Raw genomic sequence first — 16,412 nt, 5'->3', positions numbered from 1 at the left:
AATCAGAAGCGTCCGGTCACGCCGAGCGTGAGACGCATGCCGGTGATCTCGCTCTTCAGAACGCGATTCTTGTTGTCGAGGTTATACCAGAACGAGCCCTCGTTGAGCACGTTGACCATGTCGACGTAAACGGCGATCGCGTTGCTGAAGCGGTAGCGGACGTTGAGATCGAGGCTGCGGTCGGCCGAGTTGCGGTAGGCTTGGAGCGGGTCGCCGTTATAGTTCACGAGGTAATCGCTCTTGTAGGTGAACGCGGCGCGAAGCGTGAGATTGCGCCAGGAATGCGCGAGACCGGCGTTGTAGGTGCGCGGCACGAAGTTCACGAGGTCGTTCACGCCATCGCCGTAGTTGCCCTCGGTTTCGAGGAAGGTCGCGTTGCCGAACACCGTCAGCGCGCCGAAGCGCGACGGCAGCCACGGCAGCTTCTGATTATAGTCGAACTCGATCCCCTGGATCTTCGCGCTGCCGAGATTGCGCTTGGTGCGGTATTCGAAGCCTTCGAACTGCCCGCCGAAGCCGTTGTCGGGACCGGCGCCGATGATGTAGTTGTCGCTCGAGATGAAGTCGTCGATGTCCTTGCGGAACACGCCGACCGAGATCACGCCGCTGGGCCGGAAATAATATTCGGCCATCAGGTCGAAGTTCTCGGAATACTGCGGCTTCAGGTTGGGATTGTTCTGCGTGAGCGTGCCCTCGGCGCCGATGGCGGACGAGTAGCTCACCGTCGTGGAGGGAGCGACATTGGCGAGCGACGGACGCGCGAAGCTGGTGGTGACGCTGCCGCGGAAGATCAGCTGCTTGGTCGCGCTGTACTTGAGGTGCAGCCCGGGGAAGAAGTTATCGTAGGAACCTTCCTTGCTGATGCTCTTCTTGTCGGGCAGCTGCGGATCGGAATAGGAGCCGATCGCATCGATGCGCGTGCCTTCGTAGCGGACACCGGCGGTCGCGATGAGTTTGCCGAACGAGAAATCGGACATCGCGTAGGCAGCGAAGACCTGCTCGTCGACCTCGGACGCCGGCGCCGGCACGTTCGAGAAGTTCGGCTGCGCCGCGAAGTTGGACGGCGCGGTGAGGAAGTCCTGATAGATCGACTGGAAATTGAACTCCGCGGTCGAATCGTAGTAGCCGTTGAACAGACCGTACGTCGGGTTCGGGTTGAGGAAACGCGCGAGGTTGTCGTCGCTGTTCAAGTTGGCCGGACCTTGCACGCCATTCGGCCCGACATAGTTCCAGCGCGGCGCCCAGTTGCGGCTGTAACGGTATTGCTCACGGAACGCGGCGCCCGCCTTCACGTTCATCGGCACCTTGCCGTGGAACGACTGGCTCGCGTCGACGTAGGCGGTGCCGATCTCGTCCTTCACGTGGCTGAAGCTGAGATTGAGGACGCCCGTGTAGTAGCGCATGTCGGTGTCGGCTCCAATGGAGCGGCCGTAGGTTTGCGTGAACACCGGGCGTTCCGGGTTCGTGCTGTCGATGCCGAGGCCGATGCCGCGGGTCGTCGCCGCGAAGGCGTTGAACGAGGAGTCGGCGACGGAGCGGCTGAAGGTGCCGCCGGCGGTGACCACGAGGCCGGAGTCGAAGGTCTTCTTCACCGACGTGCCGACCTTGTAGGTTTCGGTCTCGCCGTCGCCGCGTGCGCGCTGGTTCACGAACGTGGCGTGCAGCATTTCCGTATAGGTGTCGGTGTAGCCCGGCGCGACGCTCGCGGTTTGGTTCGTGGCCGTGCGCGGTTGTGTGCCGTTCTCGATCGCGGCGCGGGAGACGCGGCTGTAGTCCGCGACGCGACGGCCGCCCGAGTCGCTGATGTTGAGATTATTCCGATCCGAGGACTGCTTGTATTGATTGACTGCGGCGTCGAAGCGAACCTCGAGGTCGTTCGCGAGGCGGAACTCGAACTTGGAGGAAAGGCCGCGGCGTATCCGGTAAACAATGTCATCCAGCCGGCGCGCCTGCGTGACGCGGCCGTCGTTCTCCAGGCGCTGCACCTGCACCCAGTCGCGGGGATGCGTGCTCTCGTTGTGCGAGGCGGAGAGCGCCACGCCGACGTTGCGCGCCTGGCCGAGCGTCGTGAGATAGCTGATACTCGCCTGCGGACGCCAGTCCCACAGGTCGTCGCGATAGGTGTTGACCGAATAACCGGCCGAATACGTGAGGACGGGGTTGCGATAGTCGAACGCGGACTTGGTCACGAGGTTGACCGTGCCGCCAATCGAGTCGGACCACTGGTCGGCGGTGTTGGCTTTGACGACCTCGATCTCCTTGATGAATTCGGACGGCAGATGGTCGATGCGCACGGACCGATCGCCCTGGTTGATACCAGAGTCGGCGGACGCGAGACGCACGCCGTCCATCGTGACAGAGTTCAACTCCGGTGGCGCGCCACGGACGATCACGCCCACGGCGTCGCCCGCGTCCTTGTTGACCGCGATGCCGGCGACGCGCTGGAGGAAATTGCCGATGTTGCCGTCGGCCACGGTGCCGTAGGTGTCCATCGAGAGGACGTTCTCGATGTTGTTGGCGGCCTTCTGGCGCGCCACGGACGCGGCGTAACCTTCCTTCTCGGTCGTGACGACGAACTTCTCGAGCAGGAGCGCCTCCGCTTCGTCGGAGGATTCGCGCAGGCCGACGTCGACCGCGCGCGGCGCGGTGTCGGTGGCCTCAACCATCAGCGCTTCCGGCTCCAGGCCGGGATACTCGACGCGCAGCTGCCGCGCGCCCGGCTCGAGCTGTTCGATGGTGAAACGACCGGTGCGGTCGGTGCGGAAAACGGTCGGTTTGCCGTCGACCGTGATTTCGGCGCCTTCGAGATAAGCGCCGGTGCGTTGGTTGCGCACGGTGCCGCTGACGCTCGCCGCTTCGATCGCGGCCGGCAGAAACAGGCCGGCGGCCATGAGGACGGTTAGCTTTCTGAGTCGGGGTATGGATCGGTTTGTCATGGGTGAGGAAGATGGGAGAACGCCGCGCTTCAGCGCGCCTCGAGGACCACGTGCTTGATGCGCGCGCGATTCCACGTGTAGGTGATGTGCACCCGGCCATCGCCCGACTGGATCACGGCGGGATAGGCGTAGCCGTGGCGATTGGGCGCGGTTTCGAGCGTGAGGATCGTTGTCCAAGCGAGGCCGTCGTCGGAGTGCGCCACGACCAGCGGACGCCGCTCGCCCCAGCTCTTCGGGTTGGCGTCCTTCGGAGACGGATTGTAGATCAGCAGAAATCCACCGTCGCGCAGCGTGACCGCGTCGAGGCCGGAGTTCGGCATGAACAGCTGCGTCGGTTCGAGCGGCGACCAGGTGACGCCGCCGTCCGTGGACCAGGTCTGCACGAGTTGCCGGACGCTGCTGCGGCACAACGCCTGCAGCCGCCCGTCGGCGTGAACGAGAATCGAGGGCTGGATCGCGCCGAGCCGCTGCGGATCGGCGACATCCGGGCTCACCGTCCAGCGGCGCAGCTGCGCATCCGTGCGCTCGATCCGCACCGCCCAATGCTTCGCGTCGTATTCGAAACTCGAGGGGCTCACGATCGTGCCGTCGGCGAGACGAACGGCCTTGTTCTTGATCGGGCCGAGCACGCCGTCCGGCAGCTTCTGGCGCTCGCCCCAGGTCCGGCCGTGATCGTGCGACACGAGAAACTCGCCCCACCACTTCTCGGGCGACGGACCGACTTTGATGAACAAAATCAGGCGACCGTCGTCGGCGCGGTGCAGCACGGGGTTCCACGTCGGATAGCGCCGGCCGTCGGGCTCCTCACCCGTCGCCGCCACCACCGCGGTCGTCCACGCGCCGCGCTCGAAACGCGACACCCAGATATCGATGTCGTCGTTGCCTTCCTTGCTGCCACCAAACCACGAGGCCACGAGCGAGCCGTCGCCGGCCTCGACGATCGTCGACGCGTGCACTTCGGGGACTGCGGGCGCGGGTTCAATGAACTCGTCGCGCACGACGCGCCACGACGCGGATTCCGCCCGCAGGCTCAGGAGCGCGAAAACGAACGAAGTAAGAACAAGAAACCGGAAGCGGAGGGGCATGGCGGGAGGGGGTTGGGCGAAGCGCAGGCCGCCGGATAAGCGAACAGGCGGAGGGATGCGCTGGAAGTGAGCAATCGATTGCGCAGGCCAAAAACAATCGTCAAGCGCAATCGATTGCGCAACTTATTAGATTATTTCCTAACTGTCTGGTCTAACTACGCCTTACAAAGATAAGAGCGGCCGATTTTTCTTTGCCGGTCCAAAACGACACCGCGTCACCGAAGCAACTTCGCAGCGTGCTGCTCGAACCGGTAGCGGCGATCGTCCTGATCGCCACAAATGCGCACCGCCGCCCTTTCTCGCAATCCGCCGTAAACCGGAGAGCTACGATGACTTCCGCACAATCAATTCCGGCGATAGCGAGAGTCGAATGAACTCCGCTTGCGGCTCGTTAAGCCGCCGCAGTAGCAGCTCCGCCGCCTTCTGCCCTACTTCGTAAGCCGGTTGCCGCACCACGGTGAGCGGCGGATTGAACACCGCGGCCAGCGGCACGTCGTCGAAACCGACCAGCGCGATCTGCTCCGGGATGCGTAGCCCGCGTTCCGACGCCTCCTGGATCGCGCCGACGAGCATCTGGTTGTTACACGCAAAAATCGCCGTCGGTGGCTGCGTCAGCCCCAACAAAGTCCGCGCGACCTCCCGACCTGAATCCTGCTTGTAATTACCGAAGCCGACGAGGTTTTCCACCAAGGGAAGACCCGCGTTTTTGTAGGCGCGACGATAACCTTCGAGGCGCGCGCGGCCGGTCGACGAATCCAGCGGTCCCGAAATCAAACCGATCCGCCGATGCCCCTTCTGCAGCAGGTGCGTAACCGCATCGAACGCGCCGCGCTCGTTGTCCACCTCGACCTTGTCGATGCTCGGATCGCTGAGACTGCGGTCGACGCATACGATCGGCACGCCGCTGCGCTGCACGCGCAACACATCCGCATCCTCTTCATGCGAAGGAGGTAGAATAATTCCGTCGACTGACTCGGCGAGCATCACATCGAGGTAAAACTGCTCCTTGCGCGGATCCTCGTCGTAGTTGCACAGCATCACCGCGAAATCGTTTTTATAAGCCACGTCCTCCACGCCGCGCGCGATATCCGCGAAAAACGAGTTTTGGATGTCGGGAATGATCAAGCCGATGAGATGGCGTTTCCCTCCCTGCGCGCGCAACCGGCGCGCGACGCGATTGGGCTTGTAGCCGAGTTCGCGCATCACGCGGTGCACGAGCTCGCGTGTCTCCTCGCTGATGCGACCGCTGCCCGTAATCGTCCGCGAAACCGTGGAAACGGATACATTCGCGCGTCGCGCGACATCTTCGAGGCTGGGCTTGCCGTTCATGGAACGAGCAAACGATTGCGCACCCGCGCTCCAGCGCGAGGCGAAAGTGTGTCACCTTCATGCGTCCCCCTCAACCGCCGCCCTCTTTAACCCACCCACCTCAACGCCTCCCTGGCTGTTCACCAAGTCCCACCGCCAAAACCAGAGTGTCATATAATGTATGACACTTTACACTCCCGAGCGCGGCGGTGACTCCCCGCCCCGACTCACTCCGCGCGCACGGCCCTCGCCACTGCGCGCGCGGACGCGACACCGCGCGGGTTGCGCGACGTAGCGCGTCCTTGCCTCGCTGCTTGGGCCCCGCTTCCGTCGTTAACTCCCCGCTCCCGATGCCTTCTTCGCCGACTCCGCTTCGTTGCTTGATCACCGCCGGGCCGACGCGCGAGCACCTCGATCCGGTTCGCTTCCTCAGCAACGGCTCCAGCGGCAAAATGGGCTACGCGCTCGCCGCCGCCGCGCAGGCGCGGGGTTGGGAAGTCGATCTCGTCAGCGGTCCCGTCACGCTGCCCGCGCCGGCCGGCGTGACGCGTCACTCCGTCGTTTCCGCCGCCGAGATGTTTGCCGCGTGCGAATCGCTCTTTCCTCGCTGCGATGTCTTTATCGCGGTTGCCGCGGTCGCGGATTATCGGCCGCAGACTTTTTCCGCCGAGAAACAAAAGAAAACCGGTGGCGCCGTGATCCTTCATCTCGTGCCGACCATCGACATCCTCGGCACGCTTGCTTCGCGCAAGCAGACGCAGCAGTGCGTCGTCGGTTTCGCCGCCGAGACACACGACGTCGAGACCTACGCGCGCCACAAACTCGCCGCGAAACACCTCGACTGGATCGTCGCCAACGACGTAAGCCAACCCGGCATCGGCATGGACGCGGATGCCAACGCCATCCTGCTACTCGGCGCGCACGGCGAGCGTCACGCCTTCGGTCCCGCGCCGAAAGCGGCGGTGGCGGAGTTTATTCTCGCGCACGTTCGACCGGAACGTTGACGCGCCACCGTCGCGGCCGACGCGTCAGGAAACGCCCGTTTTCGCATCGCGCGAATCCCGCCGACGCCGCGCTTGCGCCGCGCCGCGTTTCCTCCTTACCCATTGCTGCAAATGCCCACCACCGTCTTCACGATCGCCAACCAGAAAGGTGGCGTCGGCAAAACCACCACCGCCGTCAATCTCGCCGCCGCGCTCGCGGAGAAAAAGATTCCGACGCTGCTGCTCGATCTCGATCCGCAGGCCAACGCCACCAGTGCGATCGGCGTCGAAAAGCAAAACGGCAAAAGTCTCTACGGTCCGCTCCATAACGAAGGCACCGCCGCCGAGATGGTGACGACCACCAGCTACGAACACCTTGCGCTGATCCCGAGCGAGGAAGACCTCGCCGCCGCCGAGATGGAGCTCGCGCAATCGGAGAACTACCTGCTGCGCCTGCGCACCGTCCTCGAACCAATCCGCGCTTCCGAGCAATACCGCGCCATCATCATCGATTGCCCGCCCGCCCTCGGCATGTTGTCGATGAACAGCCTCGCGGCCGCCAACTACCTCCTGATCGCGCTGCAGTGCGAATACATGGCTCTCGAAGGTCTCGGCCAGATTCTTCGCAACGTCGACCGCCTGAAAGCCGCGCACGTCAACGACGACCTCGAACTCGGTGGCGTGGTCATGACGATGTTCGACATGCGCACGAATCTCTCGCGCCAGGTCGTCGAGGAAGTGAAGCAGCACCTGCCCGAGAAGATCTTCAAGACCGTCATCCCGCGCACCGTCCGGCTCAGCGAAGCGCCGAGTTTCGGCAAAACGATTTTCGCCTACGACGCGTCCAATCCCGGCGCGACCGCCTACCGCCAGCTGGCAAAGGAAGTGATCGAGCGTTTCGGCCTGAAATAAACGTCATCGCTTCCGCGAATTGACGCCGGCCGGCTCCGCGCTTCGTTCCTGCGAATCGCGCCGGCTTCATCACCGACGGTTTCCCACATGTTTTCCGCGCTCGAAAAATACCGCTACGCGTTCCTCGTCGGGCTGCAGAGCAACATCGTTTACCGGTGGAACTTCGCGATTCGCGGGTTCTTTTCGCTCTTCCATCTCGCGGCGATTTTCATCCTGTGGACGGCCGCATTTTTCGGGCGCGACGAGCTCGGCGGCTTCTCGCTCAACCAGACGCTCACCTATTTCGTCACGCTGCTGGTGCTCCAGTTTTTCATCAGCGCGTTCAACGAGGATTATCAGATCAGCGAGGAAATCCGGCAGGGCATCATCAACCAGTTCCTGCTGAAACCGATCAATTACTTCCTGTATCGCTTCAGCATCTTCGTCGCCGCGCGTCTGGTCTCCGGCGCGCTCGTGCTCGTGCCGCTCGTGATCGCGATGCCGTTCGTGCACGACGCGCTCACGTTTCCCGCGGAACCGTGGCGGCTCGCGGTCGGCATTCCCGCGATGATGCTTTCGGCCATGATCCAGTTCAGCATCGCCTACTGCTTCGGCCTGCTGACGTTCTGGTTTCTCGAGATCCAAGGCTTTGTGATTCTTTCGATGGCGATCGAAACAATCCTCGGCGGACAGATGTTTCCTTTGGATCTGCTGCCGACGTGGGCCTACCAGATCGCGAAATATCTGCCGTTCTATTACCAGATGTATTTTCCGGCCGCGATTTTCACCGGACGCCTCAGTGACGGCGGCGCGATCGCCGAGGGTTTCGCGATCCAGATCGGCTGGGTGCTCGCGCTGCTGCTACTGAATCACTGGCTCTGGCTGCGCGGACTGCGCCGTCACACTGCGGTTGGAGGCTGATCACGATGCTGCATTATCTCAAAGTCTGGCTCGCGTCCGCGCGGTATTCGATCGTCCGCACGCTGATGTTTCGCGGCGACTTCTTCGTCTGGTCGCTCGTCGAACTTTTCTGGATGGTCGTCACGCTGCTCACGATCGGCGTAATTTATCAACACACGGACTCGATCGCCGGCTGGAGCAAATACGAGATGGTCCTGCTCGTCGGCACCTCGATGATGATCCAGCGGCTGCTGATGGGTTTTTTCTGGAGCAGCCTGTTCGAGATGGGCCGCAATATCCGCACGGGCAATTTCGACTTCATGCTGGCGCAGCCGGGCAACGTCATGTTCATGGCATCGACGCGCAAACTCGATCCTGACGGCCTCGTTAACCTCGTCGCCGCCGGCGCCGTCGTCATTTACGCCGCGCAGCAGTTGCAGCTCGAGATCACGGTCGCCGGCGTCGCGCTGTATCTCCTGATGATCTTCTGCGGCCTGGTGATTCACTACAGCATCCTCGCGCTCTCGATCTCGGTCGCTTTCTGGCTCGCGAACGCACAAGGACTCGAGGGCGGGTATTTCACGCTGACGGAGTTTTCACGTTTGCCGAAGCAGGCGTTCACCAACCTGGCGACGCGCGTGATTCTCGTCTGGGCGCTGCCCGCGGTCGTCGTCACCAACGCCCCCGCGAGCACGTTGCTGCACGGCTTCGATCACACGTGGTTGCTGTGGCTCGTAGGTTGCACGATCGTCTGGTTCGGCCTCGCGGTGTTCGTGTTTCACCGCGGCCTGCGCCGCTACTCCAGCGCCAGCTCATGAGCACGCCGCTCGAACAACTGCAGGACCGGCTGACCTACACGTTCCGCAATCCAGCGCTGCTCGAGTGCGCCGTCACGCACCTCTCCTATTTGCCCGAGCATCCGGAGGTCGCCGAGAGCAACCAGCGGCTCGAGTTTCTCGGCGACGCCGTGCTGCAGCTCGTGTTGACGGAAACGCTGTTTCAACTGTTTCCCGGCGATCGCGAGGGTTCGTTGAGCAAGCGCCGCGCGGCGCTCTCCCGCGGCGCGTTTCTCACCGAACTCGCGCTGGAACTCGGCCTCGACCGCTGCCTGCGCCTCGGCACCAGCGAAGAGTCGACCGGTGGACGCCAGCGCCCCGCCGCACTCGAGGATGCGATGGAAGCGCTCTTCGGCGCGCTCTATCTCGACAGCGATCTCACCACGACGCGCCGGATCATTCTCGGGCTTTACCGCGACCTGCCGGAACGGCTCAACGCCACCGTCGAGGAACAGAATCCGAAAGGCCAGCTGCAGGAGCTCGTGCAACCGCAGCATGGCAACAGCGCCCTGCGCTACGAAGTCATCCGCATCGAGGGCGAAGATCACGCGCGCCAGTTCGAGGTCGCGGTGTTCCTGCACGAACGGGAACTCGGCCGGGGTCGCGGCAGCTCGAAGAAAACCGCCGAGGAAGGCGCGGCGCGCATGGCGCTCGCGACGTTGCGCCAAGGCTAGCGTTCGCCGCGCCGCTGGCGGCGGTTGCGCTCCGTTCGTTCCCTCGTTTCCTGATTGCCTCTCCCATGTCAGATCTCGCCGCGCTCACGCGTCACAAGCTCACCGGTGTCTGCCCGCCCGCGCGCGGCGCCGTGATCCAGGAGCTCACGCGCGCGCATCCGTCGCCCGTGTGGGTGATCGTCACGGAGGATCTCAAAGCCGCCGAGGAGCTCGCCGAGGACGTGGCGTTTTTCCAGAACGCCGCCGGCGCGATGGGTGCGACGACCCTGGTGTTTCCCGAATCGATGCCCGACAACCGCGACCTGCGCGAAGCCGTCGCCGCATCGAACGATCGCTATACGGTTCTGTCGAAACTCCGCGCGACGCGCTCGCTCTCGCGCCCCCCCAACTCCGCTGGCACCGCGGCCTCCTCCTCTCGACCTTCCGCGCCCAACCCTCAACTCCTCATCGTCACGACACCCGCCGCGCTCCTGCAGTCGGTGCCGGCGATCGAGGAATTCGCCACGCGGGAGTTCACACTCGCGAAAGGCCAGACGCAGTCGTTTCAAGGCCTGCTCGAGCGCCTGCAACAACTCGACTACGATTCCGAGGCGGTCTGCGAAGCGCCCGGCCACTACGCCATCCGCGGCGGCATCATCGATGTCTACCCGGTGACGGCGAGCGAGCCCTACCGGCTCGATTTCTTCGGCGACGAAATCGAGGACATCCGCGCTTTCGATCCCGTCACGCAGCGTTCCGGCGCGTCCGTCGGAAGCATCACGATATCCGCGTCATCGCGCGTGAAGCTCGATCCAGCCAAAACCGGCATCGCCGATTATCTCACGCCGCGCGCGCATCTCGCGTTCGTCGAGCCGGCCACGCTCGACGAGGCCTTCAGCGCCTCCGCACGCGAAGGCACCGACGGACTCACGCCGCTGCTCGAAAAATGCGCCGCGTCGTTTGCGATCAGCGACCTCGACGAAGCCAGCGCCCTTTTCGAGAACGTCGAACACGAGACCACGTGGGACACCGAGAGTCTCGTTCATCACCGCAGTTATCCCGAGGACTCGCTCGTCGCGCAGGAACGTTTGCAGGTCGAAGAAGAGGCGCGCGCAAAATTCCTGCTGCAAATCGCCGCGTGGAAGAAAGACGGCTACGCTGTGCTCTTCGTCGTCACCAAGGAGGGCGAAGAACAACGCATTCGCGAAATCCTCGACGAGGATTCCCGCTTCAAGGCTATCCAGCCGCGCTTCCTGCGCGGCACGCTCAACGAGGGTTTTCGCGCCACGTTTCGCGAGACGACCGACCTTCGCTCCCTTTGTCGGGCGGGGTCTCCCGATCCCGCCGGGCGAGCGAAGCGGCCGGGCCGGGAGCCCCCGCCCTACAGCGGGCTGGTGGTCGTAACCGAGACGGAAATTTTCGGCCGCCAGCGGCTGCGTCGTGCCAATGTGAATACGCGTGCGGTCGCCCAGCGCGCCCAGATCGACCAGCTCCTCGATTTCTCCGAGCTGGTCGAAGGCGATTTCGTTGTACACCTCCAGCACGGCATCGCGCTGTATCGCGGCCTCACGAAACTCGATACGGCGCAGGGCATCCGCGAGGTCGTTTCGCTCGAGTTCGACGACCACGTGACGCTGCACGTGCCGCTGCAGGAATCGCACCTGATCAGCCGCTACGTCGGCCTGAGCAAAACGAAACCGCAGCTTGGCCGCATCGGTTCGGGTCGTTGGGAGAAAGCCCGCGCCGCCGCGGAGCGCGCCACCATCGATCTCGCCGCCGAGCTCCTGCGCATCCACGCCGCGCGCGAAGCGCAGCCGGGTTTCGCCTTTCCGCCGGACAACACGTGGCAGAAGGAATTCGAGGCGTCGTTCCCCTTCACCGAAACGCCCGATCAAATGCGCGCGATCAACGACGCGAAAGGCGACATGGAGCGCACCCGTCCGATGGACCGGCTGATTTGCGGCGACGTCGGTTTCGGCAAAACTGAAGTCGCCATTCGCACCGCTTTCAAGGCCGTCCAGGGCGGACGCCAGGTCGCCGTGCTCGTGCCGACGACGGTGCTGGCGCAGCAGCATCTCAACACGTTTCGCGAACGCATGGCCGGCTATCCGATCGCGATCGAAATGGTCAGTCGCTTCCGCTCGCGCCAGGAACAGAAGAAAATCCTCGCCGAAACGACCGCCGGCCACGTCGACATCCTCATCGGCACGCACCGACTGCTGCAGGACGACGTGAAGTTCAAGGAGCTCGGGCTCGTCGTCATCGACGAAGAGCAGCGCTTCGGCGTGAAGCACAAGGAGGTCTTTAAGAAAATGCGCGAGACGGTCGACGTTCTGTCGATGAGCGCGACGCCGATTCCGCGCACGCTCTATCTCGCGCTCACCGGCGCACGCGATTTGAGCGTGATCGAAACCGCGCCCACCAACCGCCACCCGATCCAGACGATCGTCAAAACCTACGACGAGAAAATCGTCGTCGACGCGATCCGCCACGAGATCCGCCGCGGCGGCCAGGTGTTTTATCTGCACAATCGCGTGCAGACGATCGATCTCGTCGCCGCCCGGCTGCGCGAGCTCATGCCCGATCTCAACATCGGCACCGGCCACGGCCAGATGGAATCCGCGGAGCTCGAACGCGAGATGACGGAATTCGTGGCGGGACGTTATCACGTGCTCGTGTGCACGACGATCATCGAGAGCGGCCTCGATATCCCGAACTGCAACACGATCATCATCGAGGGCGCGGATCGCTTCGGCCTCTCGCAACTTTACCAGCTTCGCGGCCGCGTCGGCCGTTTCAAGCATCAGGCCTACGCGTATCTCCTGCTCCATCGCCACACGCGGCTGCTCGAAGTCGCGCGGCAGCGGCTGACCGCGATGCGTCAGCACAATCAGCTCGGCGCCGGTTTCCGCATCGCGATGCGCGATCTCGAACTGCGCGGCGCCGGCAACCTCCTCGGCGCCGAACAAAGCGGACACATCGTCGGCATCGGTTTCGAGCTTTACTGCCAGTTGCTCCGGCAGTCCGTTTCCCGGCTCAAGGGCGAGAAAACCGCCGCTGCGATCCGCGCGAGTGTGAAGCTCGATTTTGTCTTCGTTGGCGAAAGCGTCGATCCGGCGGCCGCAGTCGGCGCCGGACGCGGTCGTCACCACGACGGCTACACCGCGATCCGCGACGCAGAGCTCGACGAAAGTGGCGCGGTCGAAGTCGCCAAGATCCAGGCGCGTCTGCCGGCCTCCTATCTTCCGGAGACGCGGCTGCGCATCGATTTCTATCGCAAGCTCGCGATGGCCGACACGCCTGCGCGGCTGAAGGAAATTGAAGCCGATTTGCGCGACCGTTTCGGCAAGTTCGGCGACGAGGTGCGCGCGCTGCTGCTGATCACCGAGATCCGCATCCGCGCGGAACAAAAAAACATCCTCTCCGTCGAAACCGAATCGAACCGGCTGAAATGTCTTCGGAACAGCGGGCGCCGCGACGACTGGGTCCAGGTCGGAACCCGGTTTCCAAGGTTGACCGCCCCGAAGCCCCTCCTACGGTTACGGGAAGTCATCGCGTTTTTGAATAATCTGCCCACGCCGCCCACTCCATGATGTCAGGTCGTATCCGTTTTGCGTTCGTTTCCCTCGGCCTCGCCTCGATCGCTTTTGCGCAATCCAGCCCGCCGCCTGACGACGGTCTCAATCTCCGCTTTGCCAACGGCATCGCGGCCATCGCCGAGGACAAGGTGATCACCGTGGACGACGTTCGTCGCGAGATCGCGCCGCTCGTCGGTCAGCTGCAGCGCGAGGCGCGCAGCGAGCGCGAGTTCAACGAGAAGCTCGAGCAGCTGCAGGACGACGTCATCCAGAGCCTCATCGATCGCGTGCTGATCGTGAAGGAATTCCGCAAGGACGAGAAGAAGCACATCCCGATCAGCTTCGTCGACAACCGCATCTCGGACATCATGACCGAGCAGTTCGACAACGATCGTTCGAAGTTCCTTTCCTACCTGCACTCGCGCGGCATGACCATGCGCGAATATCGCCGCGAGGTGGAGGAAGACATCATTTACCAATACATGCGCCAGCAGCAGCGGAAGTCGCAGAGCCTGATCAGCCCGGTGCGCATCGAAACGTATTACAACGAAAACAAGGACCGCTTCTATCAGGAGGACGGCGTTCACCTGCGGCTGATTCAGTTCACGCGCACCAATGGCGAGACCGACGCGGACCTCCAGGAAAAAGCGAACATGGTTTATGCGCGCCTGAAAGCCGGCGAGAAGTTCGAGGATCTGGCGAAGGAATACAGCCAAGACTCGCGCCGCGCCAAGGGCGGCGACTGGGGCTGGATGAAGCGTTCCGACCTCAAGCCCGAGTTCACTGAACCGCTGTTTGCGCTCAAGCCCGGCGAAGCCTCCGATCCGATCCTCCTGCCCGAAGGTTGCTTCATCCTTTATGCGGAAGACCGCAAATACGCGGGTATCCAGCCGATCGACAACGTGCGCGACGAAATCGAGCGCGCGCTCGTCCAGCAGATGTCTCGCAACAGCCAGGAACGCTGGCTCGAGCGCCTGCGCCGCAACGGCTACGTGAAGCACTACTGAGCGCTTCTTTATTCCTGCATTCTTCTTTTCGGCCGGTCCTTGCGACCGGCCTTTTTGTTAGCCGCGTTTCGATTCGACCCGGGTTTGACCCCTTGGCGGCTCTCGCTACCCTGTCGCCATGACGACGCTCGAATGGCTCGAAGCGCTCAGCTACGTGGTGACCATCGTCGGTCTGCCGTTCGCGATCGTCGTTTTCCTCCAGGAACAGCGCAAGGAGCGCCAGGGCGACGACGAGGCGCGCTACCTGCAGCTATCGGACGAGTATACGAAATTCCTGCGGCTCGTGCTGGATAACGCGGACCTGCATTTGATGACCCATTTCGAACCGCCGAAGCCGTTCACATCCGACCAGATCGAACGGCGCAACATCCTCTTCGAAGTGCTGGTTTCGATCTTCGAACGCGCCTACATCACCGTTTACGAGGAGCGGATGAGCCGCCAGGCCACGCGTCTCTGGCAGACTTGGGACGACTACATGCGCGAATGGTGCCGACGACCGGATTTTCGTGAACTCCTGCCTGAATTGCTGCAAGGCGAGGATCCGGACTTCCAGGCTTACATCCGCCAAATCGCCGGCGACGAATCCTCCCGCGTGCACGGCCAAAGTCCCCAAGCCACCGCGGCGTAACCGCACTGCGCGGCTGTCAGCGCTGCTTCGGCGTGATGCGCTCGAGCGGCACTTTTGTGTTCGGACACGAATCCACCCAACGCCCCTGCGGTCGCGCCCACTCCACGGCGTTGGCCAGCACGCGTTTCACGTTGGCGTCATGATATGTCGGATACGTTTCGTGTCCCGGGCGGAAATAGAAGATCTTCCCGTTGCCCCGCCGCCAGCAGCAGCCGCTGCGAAAAACATCCCCGCCCTCGAACCACGAAATGAACACCTGCTCCTCCGGCGCCGGAATGCCGAACGGCTCGCCATACATTTCCTCCGCGGGTAGCTCGAAGCAGCGGTCGAGACCCCGCGCGATCGGATGCCCGGGATTGCACACCCACAGCCGCTCGCGTTCGTCCGCCTCGCGCCACGTGAGCGAACACGAGGTGCCGAGCAGTCGCTTGAAAATTTTCGAGTAGTGCCCGGAGTGCAGGACGATCAGCCCCATGCCTTCGAGCACGCGTTTCTGCACGCGATCGACGACGGCGTCACTCACCTGCTCATGCGCCACGTGGCCCCACCATGTGAGCACGTCGGTTTCCGCGAGCCGCTTTTCGGTCAACCCGTGCTCGGGTTCGGCCAGCGTGGCGGTTGAAACCGTGGCGTGCGCGAGCGATTCGCGCAGACCGGCGGCGATCGCTTCGTGCATGCCGTGGGGATACACGGCGGCGACCTTCGCATTCTTGTGCTCGTGCACATACTCGCTCCAGACGACGACACGCAGGGGATTCATCACGGTTTCAAAGGTTGGCAGGCCGCAAAATCCTGTCCAAAAGAAACGCGTGTCCAGCCCCGAGGCATACCCCAACGGCAACCGCTTGCGCGAGATGGCCGCCGGCGATCGTCCACAGGAACGCCTCCAACGCCTCGGCGCCGGCGCTCTCAGCGACACCGAACTGCTCGCGATGCTCCTGCGCAGCGGCACCCGCGGTCAGGATGTCCTCACGCTCGCCGCGCGGCTGATCGGCGAAGCCGGCTCGCTCTCCGGCCTCATCAGCTGGTCCGAATCCGATTACCGCCGGCTCAAAGGCATCGGCCGCGTGAAAGCGCTGCAGTTGCTCACCGTTGCCGAAATCGCCCGGCGCGTGGTCATCCAACAAGGCGGCGAGATGCCACTCCTGAATCGTTCCGACCTCGTCGCGGCCCACCTGCAGCCATTCGCCCAAGGTCTCTCCGTCGAGAAATTCTGGGTGCTCTGCCTCAATCGCAAGAACCGCCTGATCCGGCGCGTCGAGGTCACCTCCGGCACCGCCACCGCCGCGCTCGCCCATCCGCGCGAGGTGTTTCGCCAGGCGATTCGCGAATCCGCGACTGCGATCATCTGCGCCCACAATCACCCGAGCGGCGATCCCGCGCCGAGCGCCGCGGACCTGCAGCTCACGCGTCAGCTGCGCGAGGCCGCCCGTGCGGTCGATATCGATTTGCTGGACCACGTCATCGTCGGCCGCGCGGGACACGACCCGGCGGGGCGCGGTTACTACAGTTTCCGCGAGGCAGGTGTGTTGTGAGCTTCGCCGGGAGACATTTCCGTCAACGGTTCGCACGCGGTGCGTCGAGATCGGACTGGACTGCGGAAATCC

13 protein-coding genes are annotated in these 16,412 nt (G+C 63.4%); 9 read left to right on the top strand and 4 right to left on the bottom strand.

Translation table 11 applies throughout. The features are described from left to right. Positions 1-2: 2 nt before the first annotated feature. From AC6RV7_RS18585 to AC6RV7_RS18575, 3 genes are all read right to left on the bottom strand, one after another. Positions 3-2,891, bottom strand: a complete 2,889-nt coding sequence (locus AC6RV7_RS18585; RefSeq protein WP_500095694.1) for a TonB-dependent receptor — start codon at positions 2,889-2,891, stop codon at positions 3-5. Positions 2,892-2,965: 74 nt separating this feature from the next. Continuing rightward, positions 2,966-4,021 (bottom strand): sialidase family protein, encoded by a 1,056-nt coding sequence (locus AC6RV7_RS18580; protein ID WP_500095693.1) that lies wholly within the window; start codon positions 4,019-4,021, stop codon positions 2,966-2,968. A gap of 324 nt (positions 4,022-4,345) precedes the next feature. Beyond that, positions 4,346-5,350: a LacI family DNA-binding transcriptional regulator gene (locus AC6RV7_RS18575; RefSeq protein WP_500095692.1), complete on the bottom strand. Its 1,005-nt coding sequence runs from the start codon at positions 5,348-5,350 to the stop codon at positions 4,346-4,348. 329 nt (positions 5,351-5,679) lie between these two features. Here AC6RV7_RS18575 and AC6RV7_RS18570 point away from each other — a divergent pair, with 329 nt between their 5' ends. The 8 genes from AC6RV7_RS18570 (at position 5,680) to AC6RV7_RS18535 (ending at position 14,805) form a co-directional block, all read left to right on the top strand. Next, positions 5,680-6,333, top strand: coding sequence for a phosphopantothenoylcysteine decarboxylase domain-containing protein (locus tag AC6RV7_RS18570; RefSeq protein WP_500095691.1), 654 nt, complete (start codon positions 5,680-5,682; stop codon positions 6,331-6,333). A 111-nt stretch (positions 6,334-6,444) separates the two neighbouring features. Continuing rightward, positions 6,445-7,224: a ParA family protein gene (locus tag AC6RV7_RS18565; RefSeq protein ID WP_500095690.1), complete on the top strand. Its 780-nt coding sequence runs from the start codon at positions 6,445-6,447 to the stop codon at positions 7,222-7,224. An 87-nt stretch (positions 7,225-7,311) separates the two neighbouring features. After that, a complete protein-coding gene (locus AC6RV7_RS18560; RefSeq protein WP_500095689.1) occupies positions 7,312-8,124 on the top strand; it encodes an ABC transporter permease in 813 nt (270 codons plus the stop codon). 5 nt (positions 8,125-8,129) lie between these two features. Next, the gene (locus tag AC6RV7_RS18555) at positions 8,130-8,921 is read left to right on the top strand and encodes an ABC transporter permease (protein WP_500095688.1); all 792 of its coding nucleotides are present in this window, start codon (positions 8,130-8,132) and stop codon (positions 8,919-8,921) included. Next, complete coding sequence (gene rnc / locus AC6RV7_RS18550) at positions 8,918-9,613, top strand: ribonuclease III (RefSeq protein ID WP_500095687.1); 696 nt, start codon at positions 8,918-8,920, stop codon at positions 9,611-9,613. The genes AC6RV7_RS18555 and rnc overlap by 4 nt, the downstream gene beginning before the upstream one ends. 65 nt (positions 9,614-9,678) lie before the next feature. Next, the gene (gene mfd, locus AC6RV7_RS18545) at positions 9,679-13,185 is read left to right on the top strand and encodes a transcription-repair coupling factor (RefSeq protein WP_500095686.1); all 3,507 of its coding nucleotides are present in this window, start codon (positions 9,679-9,681) and stop codon (positions 13,183-13,185) included. Then, positions 13,182-14,177 carry a peptidylprolyl isomerase gene (locus AC6RV7_RS18540; RefSeq protein WP_500095685.1) on the top strand — a complete coding sequence of 332 codons (996 nt, stop codon included), beginning with the start codon at positions 13,182-13,184 and terminating at the stop codon, positions 14,175-14,177. The genes mfd and AC6RV7_RS18540 overlap by 4 nt, the downstream gene beginning before the upstream one ends. Positions 14,178-14,295: 118 nt before the next feature. After that, a complete protein-coding gene (locus tag AC6RV7_RS18535) occupies positions 14,296-14,805 on the top strand; it encodes a hypothetical protein (protein ID WP_500095684.1) in 510 nt (169 codons plus the stop codon). A gap of 16 nt (positions 14,806-14,821) precedes the next feature. Here AC6RV7_RS18535 and AC6RV7_RS18530 read toward each other — a convergent pair whose 3' ends face one another. Beyond that, a complete protein-coding gene (locus AC6RV7_RS18530; protein WP_500095683.1) occupies positions 14,822-15,565 on the bottom strand; it encodes a ThuA domain-containing protein in 744 nt (247 codons plus the stop codon). A gap of 49 nt (positions 15,566-15,614) precedes the next feature. On the opposite strand from AC6RV7_RS18530, the gene radC reads away from it, so the two are divergent. Continuing rightward, the gene (gene radC / locus AC6RV7_RS18525; protein ID WP_500095682.1) at positions 15,615-16,340 is read left to right on the top strand and encodes a RadC family protein; all 726 of its coding nucleotides are present in this window, start codon (positions 15,615-15,617) and stop codon (positions 16,338-16,340) included. Positions 16,341-16,412: the final 72 nt, after the last annotated feature.

This window comes from Opitutus sp. sgz309028 (genome assembly GCF_059821195.1).
This window is presented reverse-complemented; position numbering and strand designations above follow the sequence as displayed.

Bases quoted from the DNA above. Each gene is read 5' to 3' on its own strand.
- AC6RV7_RS18585 (WP_500095694.1), bottom strand. From the start codon at position 2,891: ATGGCCGCCGGCCTGTTTCTGCCGGCCGCGATCGAAGCGGCGAGCGTC.
- AC6RV7_RS18580 (WP_500095693.1), bottom strand. From the start codon at position 4,021: ATGCCCCTCCGCTTCCGGTTTCTTGTTCTTACTTCGTTCGTTTTCGCG.
- AC6RV7_RS18575 (WP_500095692.1), bottom strand. From the start codon at position 5,350: ATGAACGGCAAGCCCAGCCTCGAAGATGTCGCGCGACGCGCGAATGTA.
- AC6RV7_RS18570 (WP_500095691.1), top strand. From the start codon at position 5,680: ATGCCTTCTTCGCCGACTCCGCTTCGTTGCTTGATCACCGCCGGGCCG.
- AC6RV7_RS18565 (WP_500095690.1), top strand. From the start codon at position 6,445: ATGCCCACCACCGTCTTCACGATCGCCAACCAGAAAGGTGGCGTCGGC.
- AC6RV7_RS18560 (WP_500095689.1), top strand. From the start codon at position 7,312: ATGTTTTCCGCGCTCGAAAAATACCGCTACGCGTTCCTCGTCGGGCTG.
- AC6RV7_RS18555 (WP_500095688.1), top strand. From the start codon at position 8,130: ATGCTGCATTATCTCAAAGTCTGGCTCGCGTCCGCGCGGTATTCGATC.
- rnc (WP_500095687.1), top strand. From the start codon at position 8,918: ATGAGCACGCCGCTCGAACAACTGCAGGACCGGCTGACCTACACGTTC.
- mfd (WP_500095686.1), top strand. From the start codon at position 9,679: ATGTCAGATCTCGCCGCGCTCACGCGTCACAAGCTCACCGGTGTCTGC.
- AC6RV7_RS18540 (WP_500095685.1), top strand. From the start codon at position 13,182: ATGATGTCAGGTCGTATCCGTTTTGCGTTCGTTTCCCTCGGCCTCGCC.
- AC6RV7_RS18535 (WP_500095684.1), top strand. From the start codon at position 14,296: ATGACGACGCTCGAATGGCTCGAAGCGCTCAGCTACGTGGTGACCATC.
- AC6RV7_RS18530 (WP_500095683.1), bottom strand. From the start codon at position 15,565: ATGAATCCCCTGCGTGTCGTCGTCTGGAGCGAGTATGTGCACGAGCAC.